The 17,869-nt window shown below is 60.0% G+C and carries 18 protein-coding genes; 3 read left to right on the forward strand and 15 right to left on the reverse strand.

Translation table 11 applies throughout. The features are described 5' to 3' along the window. Positions 1–5: 5 nt before the first annotated feature. From ACXX9E_RS14180 to minC, 6 genes are all read right to left on the reverse strand, one after another. Entirely contained in the window at positions 6–182 is a 177-nt protein-coding gene (locus tag ACXX9E_RS14180; protein WP_177490707.1) for a hypothetical protein, read from the reverse strand. Positions 183–319: 137 nt separating this feature from the next. Continuing rightward, complete coding sequence (locus ACXX9E_RS14185; protein ID WP_123467421.1) at positions 320–1,609, reverse strand: M18 family aminopeptidase; 1,290 nt, start codon at positions 1,607–1,609, stop codon at positions 320–322. 116 nt (positions 1,610–1,725) lie between these two features. Next, positions 1,726–2,361: an RluA family pseudouridine synthase gene (locus ACXX9E_RS14190; RefSeq protein WP_007960625.1), complete on the reverse strand. Its 636-nt coding sequence runs from the start codon at positions 2,359–2,361 to the stop codon at positions 1,726–1,728. A 91-nt stretch (positions 2,362–2,452) separates the two neighbouring features. Beyond that, positions 2,453–2,707: a cell division topological specificity factor MinE gene (minE, locus tag ACXX9E_RS14195; protein WP_003223146.1), complete on the reverse strand. Its 255-nt coding sequence runs from the start codon at positions 2,705–2,707 to the stop codon at positions 2,453–2,455. Continuing rightward, entirely contained in the window at positions 2,707–3,519 is an 813-nt protein-coding gene (minD, locus tag ACXX9E_RS14200) for a septum site-determining protein MinD (protein ID WP_096822931.1), read from the reverse strand. The genes minE and minD overlap by 1 nt, the downstream gene beginning before the upstream one ends. A gap of 169 nt (positions 3,520–3,688) precedes the next feature. Then, positions 3,689–4,426 carry a septum site-determining protein MinC gene (minC, locus tag ACXX9E_RS14205; protein WP_038367080.1) on the reverse strand — a complete coding sequence of 246 codons (738 nt, stop codon included), beginning with the start codon at positions 4,424–4,426 and terminating at the stop codon, positions 3,689–3,691. A 117-nt stretch (positions 4,427–4,543) separates the two neighbouring features. Between minC and ACXX9E_RS14210 the strand changes: the two genes are divergently transcribed. Next, positions 4,544–5,476, forward strand: a complete 933-nt coding sequence (locus ACXX9E_RS14210; RefSeq protein ID WP_123467419.1) for a lipid A biosynthesis lauroyl acyltransferase — start codon at positions 4,544–4,546, stop codon at positions 5,474–5,476. Between the two features lie 36 nt (positions 5,477–5,512). Continuing rightward, a complete protein-coding gene (locus ACXX9E_RS14215; protein WP_186747521.1) occupies positions 5,513–6,685 on the forward strand; it encodes a patatin-like phospholipase family protein in 1,173 nt (390 codons plus the stop codon). Between the two features lie 137 nt (positions 6,686–6,822). Here the strand turns inward: ACXX9E_RS14215 and ACXX9E_RS14220 are convergent, their stop codons facing one another. The 8 genes from ACXX9E_RS14220 to puuE all read right to left on the reverse strand — a co-directional run bounded on the left by ACXX9E_RS14220 (position 6,823) and on the right by puuE (position 14,957). Beyond that, positions 6,823–7,608 carry an outer membrane protein OmpK gene (locus ACXX9E_RS14220; protein WP_123467415.1) on the reverse strand — a complete coding sequence of 262 codons (786 nt, stop codon included), beginning with the start codon at positions 7,606–7,608 and terminating at the stop codon, positions 6,823–6,825. Between the two features lie 372 nt (positions 7,609–7,980). Further along, positions 7,981–8,766 carry an outer membrane protein OmpK gene (locus tag ACXX9E_RS14225; RefSeq protein ID WP_186747523.1) on the reverse strand — a complete coding sequence of 262 codons (786 nt, stop codon included), beginning with the start codon at positions 8,764–8,766 and terminating at the stop codon, positions 7,981–7,983. 155 nt (positions 8,767–8,921) lie between these two features. Then, positions 8,922–10,280 (reverse strand): nucleobase:cation symporter-2 family protein, encoded by a 1,359-nt coding sequence (locus ACXX9E_RS14230; protein ID WP_123467409.1) that lies wholly within the window; start codon positions 10,278–10,280, stop codon positions 8,922–8,924. Positions 10,281–10,448: 168 nt separating this feature from the next. Then, positions 10,449–11,759: a urate hydroxylase PuuD gene (locus tag ACXX9E_RS14235; protein WP_267804584.1), complete on the reverse strand. Its 1,311-nt coding sequence runs from the start codon at positions 11,757–11,759 to the stop codon at positions 10,449–10,451. Positions 11,760–11,810: 51 nt separating this feature from the next. Beyond that, complete coding sequence (locus tag ACXX9E_RS14240; RefSeq protein WP_016773758.1) at positions 11,811–12,314, reverse strand: ureidoglycolate lyase; 504 nt, start codon at positions 12,312–12,314, stop codon at positions 11,811–11,813. 121 nt (positions 12,315–12,435) lie between these two features. Then, positions 12,436–13,431: an allantoicase gene (gene alc, locus ACXX9E_RS14245; RefSeq protein WP_128616521.1), complete on the reverse strand. Its 996-nt coding sequence runs from the start codon at positions 13,429–13,431 to the stop codon at positions 12,436–12,438. An 87-nt stretch (positions 13,432–13,518) separates the two neighbouring features. Then, entirely contained in the window at positions 13,519–14,034 is a 516-nt protein-coding gene (uraD, locus tag ACXX9E_RS14250) for a 2-oxo-4-hydroxy-4-carboxy-5-ureidoimidazoline decarboxylase (RefSeq protein WP_186747529.1), read from the reverse strand. Next, on the reverse strand, positions 14,031–14,957 hold the full coding sequence (gene puuE / locus ACXX9E_RS14255; protein ID WP_222833359.1) for an allantoinase PuuE: 927 nt from the start codon (positions 14,955–14,957) through the stop codon (positions 14,031–14,033). The genes uraD and puuE overlap by 4 nt, the downstream gene beginning before the upstream one ends. A gap of 431 nt (positions 14,958–15,388) precedes the next feature. Between puuE and uraH the strand changes: the two genes are divergently transcribed. Then, on the forward strand, positions 15,389–15,742 hold the full coding sequence (uraH, locus tag ACXX9E_RS14260; RefSeq protein ID WP_003223171.1) for a hydroxyisourate hydrolase: 354 nt from the start codon (positions 15,389–15,391) through the stop codon (positions 15,740–15,742). 143 nt (positions 15,743–15,885) lie between these two features. Here uraH and ACXX9E_RS14265 read toward each other — a convergent pair whose 3' ends face one another. Then, on the reverse strand, positions 15,886–17,793 hold the full coding sequence (locus ACXX9E_RS14265; protein WP_458555576.1) for a hypothetical protein: 1,908 nt from the start codon (positions 17,791–17,793) through the stop codon (positions 15,886–15,888). Between the last annotated feature and the right edge of the window lie 76 nt (positions 17,794–17,869).

Genomic DNA, 17,869 nt, shown 5'->3' on the forward strand with positions numbered 1-17,869 from the left:
CGGATTTATTCGTTGAGTTTGGCGAGGATCTTGTAGACCACGGTGGCGAGGATCGTCAGCATGCCGACCCACATGGCAAAGACGCCGGCATTCTTGTCGCGGAAGTTGAAGCCGATGGCCAGCATGATCATCCCGGTGAGGATGGGCACCAGCATGGCGTGGAATGAAGACATCGAGATCATGGTGACTGCCTTGTCGAAAGGAATGATTCAAGTCTAGGTCGGTTTTCGTTGCACCGGGCTGATGTGTATCAGAATAGAGCCGGTTTTGCGCTGATCGTGTGGCGAGGGAGCAAAGTCCCTCGCCACACAGCAGGGGCTTACGGCAAGTCGCGGGAGGCGTAGAACGCGCTCAGGACTTTGACCAGGTGCGCCAGGTCATGGCTGCCGCACAGTTCGCGGATCGAGTGCATGGCGAAGGTCGGCAGGCCGATGTCGACCGTGCGCACGCCCAGGTGGCTGGCGGTGATCGGGCCGATGGTCGAGCCGCAGCCCATGTCGCTGCGCACGACGAAGCTCTGCACCGGGACTTCTTCGGCCATGCACAGGTGGCGGAAGAAACCGGCGGTTTCGCTGTTGGTGGCGTAGCGCTGGTTACTGTTGACCTTGATCACCGGACCGGCGTTGAGTTTCGGGCCGTGATTGGCGTCATGCTTTTCCGAGTAGTTCGGGTGCACGCCGTGGGCATTGTCCGCCGACACCAGCAGGGATTTCTGGATGGTGCGGACGAATTCGTCACCTTCCGGCAGCAGACGGCGCAGGGTCTGCTCGAGCATCGGGCCGTCGGCGCCACAGGCCGAGCAGGAACCGACTTCTTCGTGATCGTTGCACACCAGCACGCAGGTTTCTTCGGTGTCGGCGGTCAGCAGGGCCTGCAGGCCGGCGTAGCAGGACAGCAGGTTATCCAGACGGGCACCGGCGATGAAGTCACCGTTCAGGCCGATCACCGCGGCACTTTGCGTGTCGTAGAAGCTCAGCTCGTAATCGAGCACCACGTCGGCGTTGAGGCCGTGTTCGCGGGCCAGTTGATCGGTCAGCACGGCGCGGAAATCCACACGCTCGTCACCGGCGAACTGCGCGAGGATCGGCGGCAGTTCGGTCTGCGCGTTGATCGCCCAGCCCTGGTTGGCTTCACGGTTGAGGTGAATGGCCAGATTGGGAATGATCGCGATCGGTGCCTTGAAGTCGATCAACTGGCTCTCGACCTTGCCGTCGCGGCGGAAGGTCACGCGGCCGGCCAGCGACAGGTCGCGGTCGAACCATGGTGCCAGCAGTGCGCCGCCGTAGACTTCGACGCCCAGTTGCCAGAAGCCCTGACGTTGCAGTTCCGGTTGCGGCTTGACCCGCAGGCACGGGCTGTCGGTGTGGGCGCCGACCAGACGGATACCGTCATACAGCGGCGAGTTGCGGCCCATTTTGATCGCGACGATCGAGGAGTCGTTACGGGTGACGTAATAGCGGCCGTTGGCCTCGGTGTTCCACGGCTCACGCTCGTCGAGGCGCACGTAACCGGCGGCCTCCAGACGCTGAACAAGGCTGGCGGTGGCGTGGAACGGGGTAGGGGAGGCCTTGAGGAAGTCGATCAGGCCTTGGTTCAACTCTTCGCGCATAAGAAGCTCCAGACAGCAATGGGCGGGAGTTTAACGCATCGGCCAGGGAATTGAATCTGCACCGGATCCTTGTAGGAGTGAGCAGGCTCACTCCTGCAAGGGGGCTGCGGTGTTGGTCAGAACGGCGCCGGGCACTCGAAACGCAGGCGTTCGCCGGTTTGCGGATGGGTGAAGCTGAGCATGCTCGCGTGCAGGCACAGCCGTGGCCATGCCGCCAGCGCCTGCTCGTGGGCGTAGAGGCCATCACCGAGCAACGGGTGCCCGATCGACAGCATGTGCACGCGCAATTGATGCGAACGCCCAGTGATCGGCGTCAGCTCGACGCGACACCAGTCGCCGCAACGTTCCAAAACGCGCCAGAAGGTCAGCGCGTGTTTGCCGAACTCATGATCGACCACATGACGCGGCTTGGTCGGTGGGTCGTAGCGCAATGGCAGGTCGATGCTGCCGCTGTCGAGTTCCGGTTGACCCCAGGCCAGGGCGGTGTAGGCCTTTTCGGTTTCGCGGTCGTGAAACTGCCGCGACAGTTCGCGATGCGTGTCGGCGTCACGCGCCAGAAGAATGATGCCGGAAGTTTCCCAGTCCAGGCGATGGACGATGCGCGCTTCCGGGTAGCCGTTTTCCTGCAGGCGGGTAATCAGGCAGTCCTTGTTGTCGTCGGCGCGGCCGGGCACCGAGAGCAGCAACGTCGGTTTGTCGACCACCAGTACGGCGGCGTCCTGATGGATGATGCGGATGTTGGACAGCGGCATTAAAACAGCCTCGTAACAAATGCCAACGGCGGTTCAGGGCCATTCCCGCATGGGAATGGCCCTGAACCGCCGTCGTTCCTGCCGGATCGACTCAGCGATCAGGCAGGGTGATGTTGAGTTCCAGAATCGAGCAACTGCCCTGGCTTTCCAGTGCAACATGTACGTCGTCGTTGCCGATGTTGACGTACTTGCGGATCACGTCGACCAGTTCCTTCTGCAAGGCTGGCAAGTAATCCGGCGTGCTGCGCTGGCCGCGCTCATGCGCCACGATGATCTGTAGACGCTCTTTCGCTACCGAGGCGGTACTTGGCTTTTTGTTGGCACGAAAGAAGTCAAAAAGGTTCATTACCTACCTCCAAACAGGCGCTCGAAGAATCCCTTCTTCTCGACATCGAGGAACCGGTGTGCTTTGTCTTTGCCCAGCAGGCGGTCGACGGTATCGCTATAAGCCTGGCCAGCATCGCTCTGGTCGTCGAGGATCACCGGTACGCCCTGGTTGGATGCCTTGAGCACCGCCTGGGATTCCGGGATCACGCCGAGCAGGGTTACCGAGAGGATTTCCTTGACGTCTTCAACGCCCAACATCTCGCCTTTTTCAACACGCTCCGGGTGATAGCGGGTGATCAGCAGGTGTTCCTTGATCGGGTCTTCGCCACGTTCGGCGCGGCGCGATTTGCTCGCCAGCAGGCCGAGCATGCGGTCCGAGTCACGTACCGAGGACACTTCCGGGTTGGTCACGACGATCGCTTCGTCAGCGAAGTACATGGCCAGGTGTGCGCCTTTCTCGATGCCCGCCGGGGAGTCGCAGACGACGAACTCGAATTGCTCCTTGAGCTCCATCAGGACTTTTTCCACGCCTTCGACGGTCAGCGCGTCTTTGTCGCGGGTCTGGCTGGCGGCCAGCACGTAAAGATTTTCCAGACGCTTGTCTTTGATCAGCGCCTGTTGCAGGTTGGCTTCGCCGTTGACCACGTTGACGAAGTCATACACCACGCGGCGTTCGCAACCCATGATCAGGTCAAGGTTACGCAGGCCCACGTCGAAGTCGACGATCACTGTTTTGTGGCCGCGCAGAGCGAGGCCGGTACCGATAGCGGCGCTGGTGGTGGTCTTACCCACACCACCCTTGCCGGATGTAACCACGAGAATCTTGGCCAAGGTGTTTCACCCCTAAGGAAGAAGGACTTTTTAGCCCCTGAAAAACATCTCTTGAAAACTACTGCAGTCGGACAGCCTTGGCTGGAATTCGGCTTTTGGCCTTTTTCCTACTTCGTTTGAGCCGTTTTCGCTACGTTTTAGAGATGCTTGGAAAATGCGGCAGTATCCGTTAAAGCCGAATGATGTTCAACACGTCGCCCGACAGGCTGACCTGTACGCCCGAGCCCCACATCGGATCACGACGCAAATCCTCGGAAACCTTGTAATGGCCTGCGATGGAGATCAGTTCAGCGCTCAATTGCTGACAGAAAATCCGTGCCTTGGTATCGCCCTTGACGCCGGCCAGCGCACGGCCACGCATCGGGCCGTATACATGGATGTTGCCATCGGCGAGAAGTTCCGCCCCCGGACTGACCGACGACACCACCACCAGATCGCCACCCTGGGCGTATATCTGTTGGCCACCACGTACTGGCGTGGTGATGACGCGGGTCGGTTTGATGGTCGGCTCAGGCGGTTTTTCCGGCTTCTTTTTGACTTCCGCTTCCGGGGTTTCCAGCGGCCGTTCACGGGCACCGGACGGCGGCAGTACGGGGATGTCGATGGCGATGGCCGCGGCAATGTCTTCGATACGGCTGGCGCGGATCGCCAGGGTGCGCAGGCCGTGCTGACGGCAAACGCGCATCAGCCCAGGCAGATCGACCGCGCCTTCGCTCGGCGGCAGTTTGTCCAGCGCCAGAACCAGCGGCGCGTTGCTGAAGAAATTCGGCGCCTGGGCGACTTTGGCGGCCAATTGCCGATCGAGGCTTTCGAGGTCGTTACGGGCCAGTTCCAGCACAGTAATGGCCAGCATGCTGCCCTTGAGCTGGAATACGGGATCTTGGTCTAACGGTTCGGTTTGGCTCATGTCGGCATACAACGGCTTGTCACTAAAAGTGCCGAGACTTATAACGAGAACGCCCGCAGGCCGCAAGCCGGGTCGAACGATGTAGAATGCGCGGCCACTGTATTTACGGAAGCTTTAATGGATCGCCCGCGTTTTCGAAAAACATTTCTTTCTCCACGCTTCTGGCCGCTCTGGTGCGGTCTGGGGCTTTTGTGGCTGATCGTGCAGCTGCCTTATCCGGTGTTGCTGACCATCGGTCGAGTTTTGGGCGCCTTGATGTATCGCGTGGCCGGCGACCGGCGGCGCATTGCCAAGCGCAATCTTGAACTGTGCTTCCCGGAAAAATCCGCCGCCGAGCGCAAACGCCTGCTCAAGGAAAACTTCGCATCCACCGGCATCGCTTTTTTTGAAATGGCGATGAGCTGGTGGTGGTCGCGCGAGCGCCTGGCCAAACTGGCCCACGTTGAAGGCCTTGAGCATTTGCAAAAGGCCCAGCGCGAAGGCAAGGGCGTGATCCTGATGGCCGCGCACTTCACCACGCTGGAAATCGGCGCGGCGCTGCTCGGCCAGCAACACACCATCGACGGCATGTACCGCGAACACAAGAATCCATTGTTCGACTTCGTTCAGCGTCGGGGTCGCGAGCGGCACAATCTCGATTCGCTGGCCGTGGAGCGCGACGATGTGCGTGGCATGCTCAAGCTGCTGCGCTCGGGACGGGCAATCTGGTACGCACCGGATCAGGACTACGGCGCCAAGCAAAGCATCTTCGTGCCGCTGTTCGGCATTCAGGCGGCGACCGTTACTGCGACGACGAAATTTGCCCGTCTGGGCAAGGCGCTGGTCGTGCCGTTCACTCAGGAACGTCTGGCCGATGGCAGCGGTTACCGCTTGGTGATTCATCCGCCGCTGGAAGACTTCCCCGGCGAGACCGAAGAAGCCGATTGCATCCGCATCAACCAGTGGGTGGAAAGTGCCCTGCGAGCCTGTCCCGAGCAATACCTGTGGGCACATCGCCGCTTCAAGAGCCGCCCGCCCGGCGAGCCGAAGCTGTACGCCAAACGCGGTTGATTGCCCCCATCCCTTCAAGCACCCCGGAGTGTTGCGATGAGCCCAGCTGAACCGGTTACAGGTTTGATTCTTTCCGGCGGCGGGGCTCGGGCGGCGTATCAGGTGGGCGTGCTGGCAGCGATTGCCGAGTTGCTGCCGTCGGGCGCGGACAATCCGTTTCCGGTGATCGTCGGCACCTCGGCCGGGGCGATCAACGCCGTCAGTCTGGCCAGCGGTGCCACTGACTTTCGCGCCGCCATCGAACGCCTCACTTTGTTCTGGCAAGGCTTTCGCAGTCATCGTGTGCTGCGCAGTGACTGGCCTGGCGTCATTCATCAGGCCAGTCGTTTTGTCAGCCACAGCCTGCTCGGCCTCGGTCGACAATTGCCGGTGGCGTTGCTCAACAGTTCGCCCTTGCGCGATTTACTCGAAGAAAAACTGCACATGCCCGGCATCGCCGAATCCATCGCGCGCAAGCAATTGCATGCGGTGGCGGTGACGGCGTTCGGCTACGAGTCGGGGCAAGCCGTGACGTTCTATCAGGGCGGCGGCAAGATCGACGCCTGGCTGCGGCATCGGCGTATTGGCGTGCCGACCCAACTGACGGTGGAGCATCTGCTTGCCAGTTCGGCGATTCCGCTGTTGTTCGCGCCGGTCAAACTCGGCGATGAATATTTTGGTGATGGCGCGGTGCGCCAGTCCGCGCCGATCAGCCCGGCACTGCATCTGGGCGCGAGCCGGGTGCTGGTGGTGGGCGTCAGTGGCAACCCGCGCGGTTTCGATCCGCAGCAGCCGCTGGAGCGCGCCTACACCGGGCAACAGCCGACGCTGGCACAGATCGGCGGGCACATGCTCAACAGCACGTTTATTGACAGTCTGGAGAGCGATATCGAACTGCTGCAGCGTCTCAACCAGTTCAGCCATTTGATGCCCGAAGGCACGCCGACCCGTACGCTGGGCGTGGCGCCGGTGGAGGTGCTGGTGATTTCGCCGAGTCAGCCGATTGATGAGATCGCGGCGCGGCATCGCCAGGAATTGCCAGCGGCGTTGCGCCTGTTCTTGCGCGGACCGGGGGCGACCAAGACCAGTGGGGCAGGGGTGTTGAGTTATCTGCTGTTCGAGGCGGGGTATTGCAGCGAGCTGATTGATCTGGGGCGAAGGGATGCGTTGGCCAAGCGTGAGGAGTTGTGCCGGTTTTTGGGGATATCCCGGTCGGTGGTTTCAGTCTGAGATTTGTGTGAAGCAAATCGCTGGCAAGCCAGCTCCCACAGGTTTCTGGGTGAACACAATAATTGTGTGCGACACAAAACTCTGTGGGAGCTGGCTTGCCAGCGATGGCGTCCTCACAGACGCCAACTACACCTGCATCAGAAGTGGAACTTCACCAGGAAGCTGGTCACGTTCTGATTGGTGGTGAATGCACGGGTGTCGTCGATCCCGTACTTGTCTTTCCAGTAGTCGTATTCAACACCGACGTAGAGCTGCTTCTCGCCGAAATTCAGCGCCTTGCCCAAGTCGTATTTGATCTGTGGGTTGAAGTGCAGGTTGGCGTGGTATTCGCCTTTGCTGTTGACGTCGTTGTCGACCACCCAGTCCATGAAACCATCGATCAGAATGTTCGAGTCGCCGACCGGGATGGTGTAGGACCACACCGGCGTAATCTGCCAGACGTTGTCACCCGGGCGCGAACCTTCGGTGTGACGCTGGTAGAAGTTCAACTGGAAGTAGTCGAAACCCGGGATCGCCAGGTCGAAGCCTGGGCCGATCAGGTAAGACTCGACATCGCCTTCACCGAACTCATAGGTCATCGCCAGCAACACGTCCTTGATCGGGCCGAACTCGATCTTCTGGTCGAGGATCTTGCCGAGCGACAGGCGCGGGCTGAACTCGCCGTAGTACGTGTTGTTGCCGACGCCGCCGTCCGGCTTGCCGTTGTAGAAGATCTTGTCGACGAACAGGAAGTTGTCCCCATACTTCCAGCCATCGGCGTGCTCGAAGGTAACGGTCTGCTGGATCGCCGGGTTGACCTTGAAGTCTTTGCCATACAGGTAGGTCAGGCTGTTGTTCTGCCACTGCAGCAGGCCGTCGGCCATGGCCTGGCCGCCGGCCAACATCGATCCCGCGAGCATCAGGCTGGTGCACATACGTTTCATTCGGTTGCTCCCAAAGTAGTTTCTACGTTTATTTTTTTTAAGATCGGCGCTCTGGTGTGGCACCTTTTTTCATTGCTGTAAAAGTCATCCGACCGGTCAGCTTTGATGCTGTTAGCAAGAGCTGAGCCAAGGCGTTCGAAAAGCAAAAAAACGCCCGATCGGCTGCTGAAAAACAGTCGATTGAGCGTGTTTTCGGGATGCCTCGGTACTGACCGGGGCCGGGATAAGTTGGCCCGCTGGTCAGGAATTAAATCCGGGCTTTTTTTTAGACCGAATTCAAGAGGCCGCGGAGAATACTGACTCCTCGGCCAGCTCTCAAGTGCCCCGCAACAGAGCACCGACGACAGGTATGGGGCACGGTTGCGGGCCATCTTAAAAGTGCACCTTCACCAGCAGGCTGGCGGTGTTCTGGTTGGTGTCGAAGTTGTGGCTGCTTTCAATGCCGTATTTATTCTTCCAATAGCTGTATTCGGTACCGACATACAGCTGCTTCTGACTCCAGCCCAAGGCCTTGCCCAGGTCGTACTTGATCTGCGGATTGATGTGCAGGTTGGCGTGGTAGGTGCCGCGCGAGTTCTCATCGTTGTCGACCACCCAGTCCAGATAGCCGTCGATCAGCACATCGGAATTGCCCAGGGGAAAGCTGTAGGACCAGCCGGGGGTGATCTGCCAGACGCCGTCGCCGGGGCGCGGGCCTTCGGTCTGGCGGCGGAAGATGTTCAGGGTCACGTAGTTGAAGCCCGGCACCTTGAGGTCGAAACCGGGGCCGATCAGGTAGGCCTCGCTCTCGCCTTCGCCGTACTCGTAGGTCATCGCCAGCAGCACGTCCTTGATCGGCCCGAATTCGAGCTTGCGGTCGAAGATCTTGCCGAACGAGAAGCGTGGGGTGAATTCGCCGTAGAAGGTATGCGGGCCTTTGTTGCGGTCTTCCTGGCCGTTGTAGAAGATTTTGTCGACGAACAGGAAGTTGTCGCCGTACTTCCATTTGTCAGCGTGTTCGAACGTCACCGTCTGCTGGATCGACGGGTTGATCGCGAAGTTCTTGCCATACAGATAGCTCAGGCTGTTGGTCTGCCACAGCAGTAAATCGCCGGCCATGGCCTGACTCGCGGCCAGCAGGCCGCCACTCAACAGAACGTTGGTTTGCGTGCGAATCATCTGGTGCTCCCTCTTGTTTTTATTGTTTGAGGCGCAGAGCGGTTGCTTGCCCCCTGTGGGAGCGAGCTCGCTCGCGAAGAGGGCGTGTCAGTCGCCATCACTGTTGAATGACGCACCGCTTTCGCGAGCAAGCTCGCTCCCACAGGGTTATTTCGTTAGTGCTGGTGCGCGTGGCAGTCGTTGATCGCCGCGCGCTCTTTGCCGCCAAGGATGTTGAACAGCAGGTTCAGCGTCAGCGCGCTGAGCGTGGCCATGGCGATGCCGCTGTGGGTGATCGGGCTCATCCACATTGGCAGGTGGGCGAAGAACTCCGGACGCACCACCGGGATCAGGCCCATGCCGATGCTCACCGCCACCAGCAGTTGGTTGCGACGGTCGCCGATGTCGGCTTCCTGAAGGATCTTGATGCCGGTTGCGGCAACCATGCCGAACATTGCGATCGCTGCGCCGCCCAACACCGCCGGTGGAATCGACGCGACGAGGAACGCGGCTTTCGGCAGCAGGCTCAACACGATCAGCAGGCCGCCGGCAACGATGGTCACCGAGCGGCAGCGCACGCCGGTCATCTGCACCAGGCCGATGTTCTGCGCGAACGAGGAGTGGGTGAAGGTGTTGAAGAAACCGGCAACGAACGAGGCGCCGGCATCGCACAGCAGGCCGCGACGCAGCATCCGTGGGCAGACTTCCTGGTCGGTGATCTTGCCCAGCGCCAGAAACATCCCGGTGGACTCGACGAAGATGATCACCACCACCAGGCACATCGACAGGATCGGCGCGAGTTCGAATTTCGGCATGCCGAAATGCAGCGGGGTGACGAACTGAATCCATGGCGCGTTGGCCATGCCGCTCAGATCGACCATGCCGAGCGCGCCGCACAGCACGTAGCCGATGCACATGCCGATCAGCACGGAAATGTTGACCCAGAAACCGCGCATGAAACGGTGGATCAGCAGAATGGTCGCCAGCACCAGTGCGGCGATGGCCAGGTAAATCGGTGAACCGAATTGCGCCGCAGCGGCCCCGCCACCGGCCCAGTTCACGGCCACGGGGAACAGCGACAAACCAATCGAGGTGATGACCGTGCCGGTCACCAGCGGCGGGAAGAAGCGCACGACCTTGGACATGAAAGGCGCAATGAGCATGCCGAAGAAACCGGCGGCGATCGTTGCACCGAAGATGCCTTGCAGGCCGATACCGGGCATGCCGGCCATGGCGACCATGCTGCCGACGGCGGCAAAACTGGCGCCCATCATCACCGGCATGCGAATGCCCATCGGGCCGATGCCCAAGGACTGCACGATGGTGGCGACACCGGCGACCAACAGGTCGGCGTTGATCAGGAAGGCAATTTCTTCACGACTCAGGCCAGCGGCCTGTCCAATGATCAGCGGCACCGCGATGGCACCACCGTACATCAGCAGAACATGTTGCAAACCGACCAGGATCAGTTGCAAAAGGGGCAAACGCTGAATGGCGGGTGCGTCGGGGATGCGCGCTTTGGACAGCTCGGACATGCAACACCTCGGATCTTTTTATTCTTGTGATTGAACAGCTGCCGGGTTGCTCACAGCTGTTTCTTTACATCAGGTCAACCGCGTTGCGGCCAATCGCTGGCAAGCCAGCTCCCACACAGGCAGTGCAAAACCCTGTGGGAGCCGGCTTGCCAGCGATGCTTTTACTGCTTAGTTGGTCTGCGCTCCCTGGGCGATCCATGCACCGATCAGGTCACGTTCCTGCTGGGTCATCTGCGTGATGTTGCCCAGTGGCATGATCTGCGTGGTGATGGCTTGCGCCTGGATGCGTGCCGCGTTCTGGCGGATCTGCTCGGGGGTGTCGAACATCACCCCGGCGGGCGCCGCGCTGAACAACGGGCTGGTCGGTTTGGCCGAATGGCAGACCGCGCAACGTTCTTGAATCACGTTGTGCACTTTGTCGAAGGCCGGACCCGCGTTGGAGGCTTGCGCCGGTGCTGCTGCAGGTTCGGCAGGGGCTGCCGGTGCCGCTTCAGCCGGTTTCAAACCACCGCCCAGTGCCGTTTCCGGCAGCGGTTGGTACTCGATTTTGGCTGGTGCCTTGGCCACTTCCGGCGCGGTCGACATCGGCATCGGACCGGTGACGTACGCCAGACTGATCATGCCCACCGCTGCCACAGGCAAGGTCCAGGCAAACTTGTGGCTGTCGTGACGAGTGTTGAAGTAGTGACGTACCAACACCGCCAACACCGCGATCCCGGCGAGGATCAACCAGTTGTACTGGCTGCCGTAAGTGCTCGGGAAGTGGTTGCTGATCATGATGAACAGCACCGGCAGGGTGAAGTAGTTGTTGTGACGCGAACGCAACAGACCCTTGGCTGGCAGCGCCGGATCCGGCGTGCGGTTCTCGGCAATCGCGGCAACCAGTGCACGTTGCGCCGGCATGATGATGCGGAACACGTTACCGACCATGATGGTGCCGATGATCGCGCCGACGTGCAGGTACGCACCACGACCGCTGAACACTTTGCTGAAGCCATACGCCGCGCCGATGATCAGCACGAACAGAATGAAACCGAGCAGAGCAGGGCGTTTGCCCAGTGCCGAGTCGCACAGGAAGGAGTAGATGAACCAGCCGAGGAACAGCGAGCCGATACCGATGGCCACGCCTTCAGGGCCGCTCAGTGTGCTGCCCGGAGCCAGCAGGTAGAGCGTCGGGTTGGAGTAGAACACCACGCACAGCAGCGCGATCCCCGACATCCAGGTGAAGTAGGCTTCCCATTTGAACCAGTGCAGGTTCTCCGGCATCGACGGTGGGGCCAGTTTGTATTTTTCCAGGTGATAGATACCACCACCGTGGATCGCCCACAGGTCACCGGCCAGACCGGTTTTCGGGTTGACGCGGTTGAGGTTGTTCTCCAGCCAGACGAAGTAGAACGACGCGCCGATCCAGGCCACGCCAGTGATCATGTGAACCCAGCGCACGCTCAGGTTCAGCCATTCCAACAGATGTGCTTCCACAGTCTTTACCTCTCGCCTGTCACTCTTGTTGTCGAGTGATCAGACCTTCTCTTATTGGTGGGGGGCGAGGATCAAACGCTCATCCTCTTTGAAAAAATGCTCATCGCAGTTGTTGCCTGTGCCACTGCGATCAACCACCAGGAAGTCATCCCGCTTTTCGATCGTCAGCACCGGGTGGTGCCAGACGCCGCGATGGTAATTAATGCCCTGCCTGCCGTTGGTGACGAAGGCGCGGACCAAGCCTGATACAGGTTCATCGCCAACTGGCGCGACCACGATCAGAAAGGGGTTGCCGAGCAGCGGAATGAAAGCCTGGCTGCCCAGCGGATGGCGTTCCAGCATGCAAACGGTCAGCGGCATGTCCTGCGCGTCGGCGCGGAAAATGCTGATGATCGCGTTGTCCTCAGGCGTAGCGGTTTCGACCGTCGCCAGTTTATGGAAGCGCATGGTCGAACCGTTGTTGATCATGAAGTGATCGCTGCCGTCGGTTTCGATCACGTCACCGAAGGGGGCGAAGGCTTCTTTGGTCAGCGGTTCAATCGTCAGTGTGCGCATGCTGTTCTTCTTATCCAAAATTCTGTGTTGACTGTACCGACGCCTTCGCGAGCAAGCTCGCTCCCACAGGGGAATGCATTCCAAATGTGGGAGCGAGCTTGCTCGCGAATGGCCTCACTGCTTATTTAGCGACCTTGCCCAATACACGCAGGCGACTCACACCACCATCCGGGAACACGTTCAGGCGGATGTGGGTGATCGGACCCAGTGCCTTGATCTGCTCGACGAAGGTGTGTTCGGCGTGCATTTCCAGCTTCTGGCTCGGCAGCAGTTCACGCCAGAACAGCGACTGGGTTTCGATCTGGCTGTCAGTACCGCCTTTCACGAACGCGCCCTGGATCGAGCAGGTGTCCGGGTAGTTGCCCTTGAAGTGCAGGGTGTCGACGATGATTTTTTCGATCTCGCCCGGGTGGCCCAGTGCGACGATCACCCAGTCATTGCCCGGGGTACGACGACGTGCGGTTTCCCAGCCGTCGCCCATGTTGATGCCACGGCCCGGGTTGAGGATGTTGCTCATGCGGCCGAAGTGTTCGTCGGAGCAGGCGAGGGCGCGGCCACCGTTCAGGGCTGCAGCCAGGTCGACTTGCTCGTTGTCGCCAACCGCCGACCAGTCGCGGAACGGAATGCCGTACACGCGCAGACGGGCCACACCGCCATCCGGGTAGATGTTGAAGCGCAGGTGGCTGAAGGCTTTGTCGTTGCTGATTTCGTGGTAGTGGTGGCTGTTGCCCTGCAACTCGACGGCCGACAGCACTTCAGTCCACTGGGTGTTTTCGTCCGGCTCGCCCGAGGCCAGGAAGCACGCTTCCAGCGAGGCCGATGGCGGGAAGTTGCCGGTGAAGAATGAAGTGTCGATGTCCACGCCTTTGATCGAGCCCGGTACGCCCAGACGGATTACGGCGCTGTCGAAGCCTTCGAAGCGCTTGCGGCGCGATTCCCAGCCGTCCATCCACTTGCCGTTGTCGTCGAACACACCCTCCTTCCACACGGCCGGGGTCGGCTGAAACAGACGATTGGCGTCTGCGAACCAGTCATCGGTGACCGAGATGATTTTGGTGCCCAGACGGGCATCGGCCAGGTTGACGAACTTCTCGAAAGGTACGGCGTAAGCTTTCATTCTTCTTGTCTGCCTTTAAATAAGTGGCTGGGGATGCTTGCAAGACCCTGGGTACTCTCCGCGTTTGATGTACTCGGGTCAGGCTCGCTATAGGGTCAGTAAACGGAACAGGGCAATCTTGTTGATCTCCGCCAGCGCGCATTTGAACTCGGTGTCGACCGAGTTGTGAATGCGCGTTTCGAACGCCGCGAGGATCTGATGCCGGTTGCTGCCTTTTACCGCCATGATGAAGGGAAACTTGAACTTGGCCTTGTAGGCGTCGTTCAGCTCGGTGAAGCGCTGGAACTCTTCGGCCGTGCATTGGTGAATCCCCGCGCCAGACTGTTCTTCAGTACTGGCCGCGGTAAGCTGGCCCTGGACGGCAGCTTTGCCGGCCAGGTCCGGGTGAGCGTTGATCAGCGCAAGCTGGCTGGCGTGATCGGCGCTCAACAGGATGTCGCTCATGCGCTGGTGCAGGGTTTCGATCTCGTCGATCGAAGCGTCCGCGCCCAGGTCGTAGGCCTTCTCGGCCACCCATGGCGAATGTTCGTAGATGTCGGCGAAGGCGTTGACGAAGGCGTCGCGGCTCAGGCTCGACGGTTGCAGGGTTTGAAAGCGGCTCATTTGGCGGCCCCTTGGTACGGGTGGGTTGCGTGCCAGTGGCGTGCGATGTCGACGCGACGGCTGAACCACACCTGTTCATGACTTTTGGCGTATTCGATGAAGCGCTTGAGCGACGCCAGACGCGCCGGACGACCGATCAGGCGGCAGTGCAGACCGATCGAAAGCATCTTCGGCGCTTCGGCGCCCTCGGCGTAGAGCACGTCGAATGCGTCTTTGAGGTATTCGAAGAAATCGTCACCCTTGTTGAAACCCTGCACTTGGGTGAAGCGCATGTCGTTGGTGTCGAGGGTGTACGGGATCACCAGATGCGGCTTGCCGGTCGGGTTGTTCGGTTCCCAGTAGGGCAGGTCGTCGTCGTAGGTGTCGCAGTCGTAGAGGAAACCGCCTTCTTCCATCACCAGGCGACGGGTGTTCGGGCCGGTGCGGCCGGTGTACCAGCCCAATGGGCGCTCGCCGGTGATTTCGGTGAGGATACGGATTGCTTCGAGCATGTGCTCGCGTTCCTGCGCCTCGTCCATGTACTGGTAGTCGATCCAGCGGTAGCCGTGGCTGCAGATCTCGTGACCGGCTTCGACCATCGCACGGATCACGTCCGGGTGACGCTGGGCGGCCATGGCCACGGCGAAGATGGTCAGCGGAATGTCGAATTCCTTGAACAGTTTGAGGATCCGCCAGACACCGGCGCGGCTGCCATACTCGTAAAGCGATTCCATGCTCATGTTGCGCGCGCCCTGCAGCGGCTGGGCGGCAACCATCTCGGAGAGGAACGCTTCGGATTCTTTGTCGCCGTGCAGGATGTTGCGCTCGCCGCCTTCTTCGTAATTGAGCACGAACGACAGGGCGATGCGGGCATTGCCCGGCCAGTGGGGGTGAGGAGGGTTACTGCCGTAACCGATCAGGTCGCGTGGGTAGTCAGCGCTCACTGCAGTCTTCCTTCTTGTTCGTTGACAGAGGGTGTGGCGGCCTGGCGGTGAGTAAGCAGGCTGGCGTCACAGCGATGGGCTGATTGTATACAACTTTATTCGCAATTTGTAAGCCTGAATTTTCGCATTTTTCACCGACTGTCATCTTTTGCTGTTAAGGGCGTGAGCCTGCAAGAAACCTGCCTGATCAGTCAGCTAATGGATCGCAGGTTCAATAGACAGGCGCTTAAGCAGCCAATAAGAGGTAAACGCCCGAATGGCGGGGGTGAATTAAAAAATGTCGTTTTTATTGTGTACAATTTTTATTAAAAGTGTCTTAATCAATCGCTCGCCGCAGCGTTTCGTGCTCCGAATCGGTGCGGTCTCCTTTTCAACTGACTTCGGGAGGCGCGAAGTCTGACTGCTTCCACGCAGGCAGGCGCGCAGAATCAATGGGACGTTTGACAACACACGTTTTGGACGCTGCACACGGTTGCCCGGGCAGTTCGATCAAGGTCGAGCTGTACCGCGTTGAAGGTTCGCATCTGGAATTGGTCGCCAGTGCGATTACCAACAGCGATGGCCGGGTCGATGCGCCGCTGCTGCAAGGCGATGACTACCGCACCGGGGTCTATCAGGTGCAGTTCCACGCCGGCGATTACTACCGCGCCCGTGGCGTGCAGTTGCCGGAGCCGGCGTTTCTGGACGTGGTGGTGCTGCGTTTCGGCATTTCTGCCGAACAGGATCACTACCACGTGCCATTGCTGATTTCGCCATACAGCTATTCCACATACCGGGGCAGCTGACCCCCAAGCAGCTGCCCCCACCGGGAAGCGACTGCGCATATAGCTTCTTTGGTCTTTCGCCCGCTCACACTGCGGGCTTTTTTTCGTCTGCATGAGTGGGCTGTGCGGCTCGCCAGGCCGCTGGTTCCAGCCTGGCAGCGCGGTTATTGCTGACGAAAAATAAAAAGACGCGATTGACCATGCGGCTCCCGTTCCAGGTCGCCCATCAGGAAGATAACGTTGTTTTCGGCGAGCGCCTTGTTCAGCAGTGTCTTGTCGGCGGGATCATGTTTGTTCGTCAAGGCTCGGGTGCGCAGCCAGGTCCTGCTGGCGAACTCCAGGTAATGGCCCTGCATCAAGGTCGGGAACAGCATGATGAATACCTGATCGACGCCTTGACGCTGAATTATCAGCGCATCCCGTTGCGCCGGTGCCGCCCGGAATGAAGGGGAGACTTGGTAGCCCTGATGCCTCAGCACCTGCTCGAACAGCGCCCGCAGTTCGCTGATGTGATACGAGTCACCGATGGTGCGCCATTGCGGGGGAATGCGCTGGAGATCGAAGTCGATCCGCTGAAGCCCCTCGCCGGAGACGGAGGGTTTGGGGATGTAGCGCTCGCCGGTTCTGGCAAGCGCAGGCAGTAACATCAACGGATCGACCAGATCCGGGCGGCTGGCCTTTTGCTCGGACAGGTTTGTCGACCTCTGCGCCCAATGCCGGAAGGTTTCAGACAGATCGTTAAGCCCGTAACCATTGAGCGCTTCGGCGTGATTGGCTCGATTGAACATGGCATGGGCGATCCTGCTGGCCGAGTGGTCGCCGATATAGGGAAACGTATCGCTGATGTATCGGGCCAGGGTTTGTCTGAACGGCAGGCCGTCGTCGACGCGCCAGGTGTCGATCGGACCGTCTGCCCCGGGGCCTTTGTGTTTCACTGCGCTCCGAGGTTGCAGGTGTGGTGTGTTGCCCAGTGTCTGCTCGAAGGCGTTGAAGTCGCTGGCGGAAAATTGCGGATGCTTGATAAACACCCGTGCGTCACTGCGGTGGCCGTTCTGGTCGACAATCGCATAGTGGCTGCCGTCGATTTCGATGGAATCGCCCAATTGCGGTTTTGTGGCATGTCCCCACGAATGCCAGTCAGCGTTGGCAAGGGGCGTAGACGCAAGGTGGATATCGTCTGTTTCAACCCGTCGCTGGCGTTTGCCCGTGCCTGACTGACGTTCGTCCGGGACACGGCTGAGGCGACGGGTTGTTGTCGACGAGGGCTCTTGGCGGCCTGCAACACCTTGCGGTTTGCGTCGCCAAAGCGTCGTCCCGGGGACTGGCTCAACGAGGAATCCGGAAGGTGTCAGCTCGCTGGCGAAGGTCTGCTGGAAGTGTCCTTCACTGTTCCTGGCGACCATGACCGTTCCTTCCGCCATATCGACATAGGTTTTCTTGCGTTTGTCGTAGCGCACGCCGGCCAGTGTGTCGTGCGCACTGGTCAGCTGCGCGCTCAACTGGGGAGCGAGGAACACCGGGGGATGTGTCTGGGCGGAGTCAGGGATAGACGCGATCCAGGTTGCAGTGACGGGCTGGTGCGAGTACCAGTCCGCTTCCAGGCGCCAGCGTGGCTGCCCCTCGATCTTTCGCAGCAGCGGCGCCGACACGCCCGGCGCAGAGGGCCAGGGGATCTCGACATCGCCATTGGCCTTCAATTCAGCCCGGTAATAAACGCCGTCTTCCAGGCGAGCATAGCGTTGCCCCAGCGGGTCTGAGTAGAGCCCGTCAACGGTTGCAGAAGGTCGCAACCGGTCAGCCTGCTCCGCCGGCAAGGAAATGGCTCTGAGGTTGCTTTCCAGCATGGCAGCGATCGGGTCAGGCATTGTGCTGACAGTGACCGAAGACGAAGGCGCGATATGACTCGCCGACGCACTGGAAGAGGGCCCCGGCAGTGGATCGCGACCCGGCATCATCGCGTCGGAGCCTGCGGCGTTTAGATGACGGCTCGAGGAAGGTTCGAGCGCCGTCCGCTGCAGCGGGGGCGCATCGTGCGGGCGCACACCGGCAATGGATTTTGGTGGTTTGGCCATTCATTCTTTCTCTGATCATGTGCAGTTGTAAAAAGCGCGGTAGCCCTGTGTGGCTTGCGCAATGTTGATGTTCGGC

It is taken from the genome of Pseudomonas sp. GNP014, from assembly GCF_054344005.1.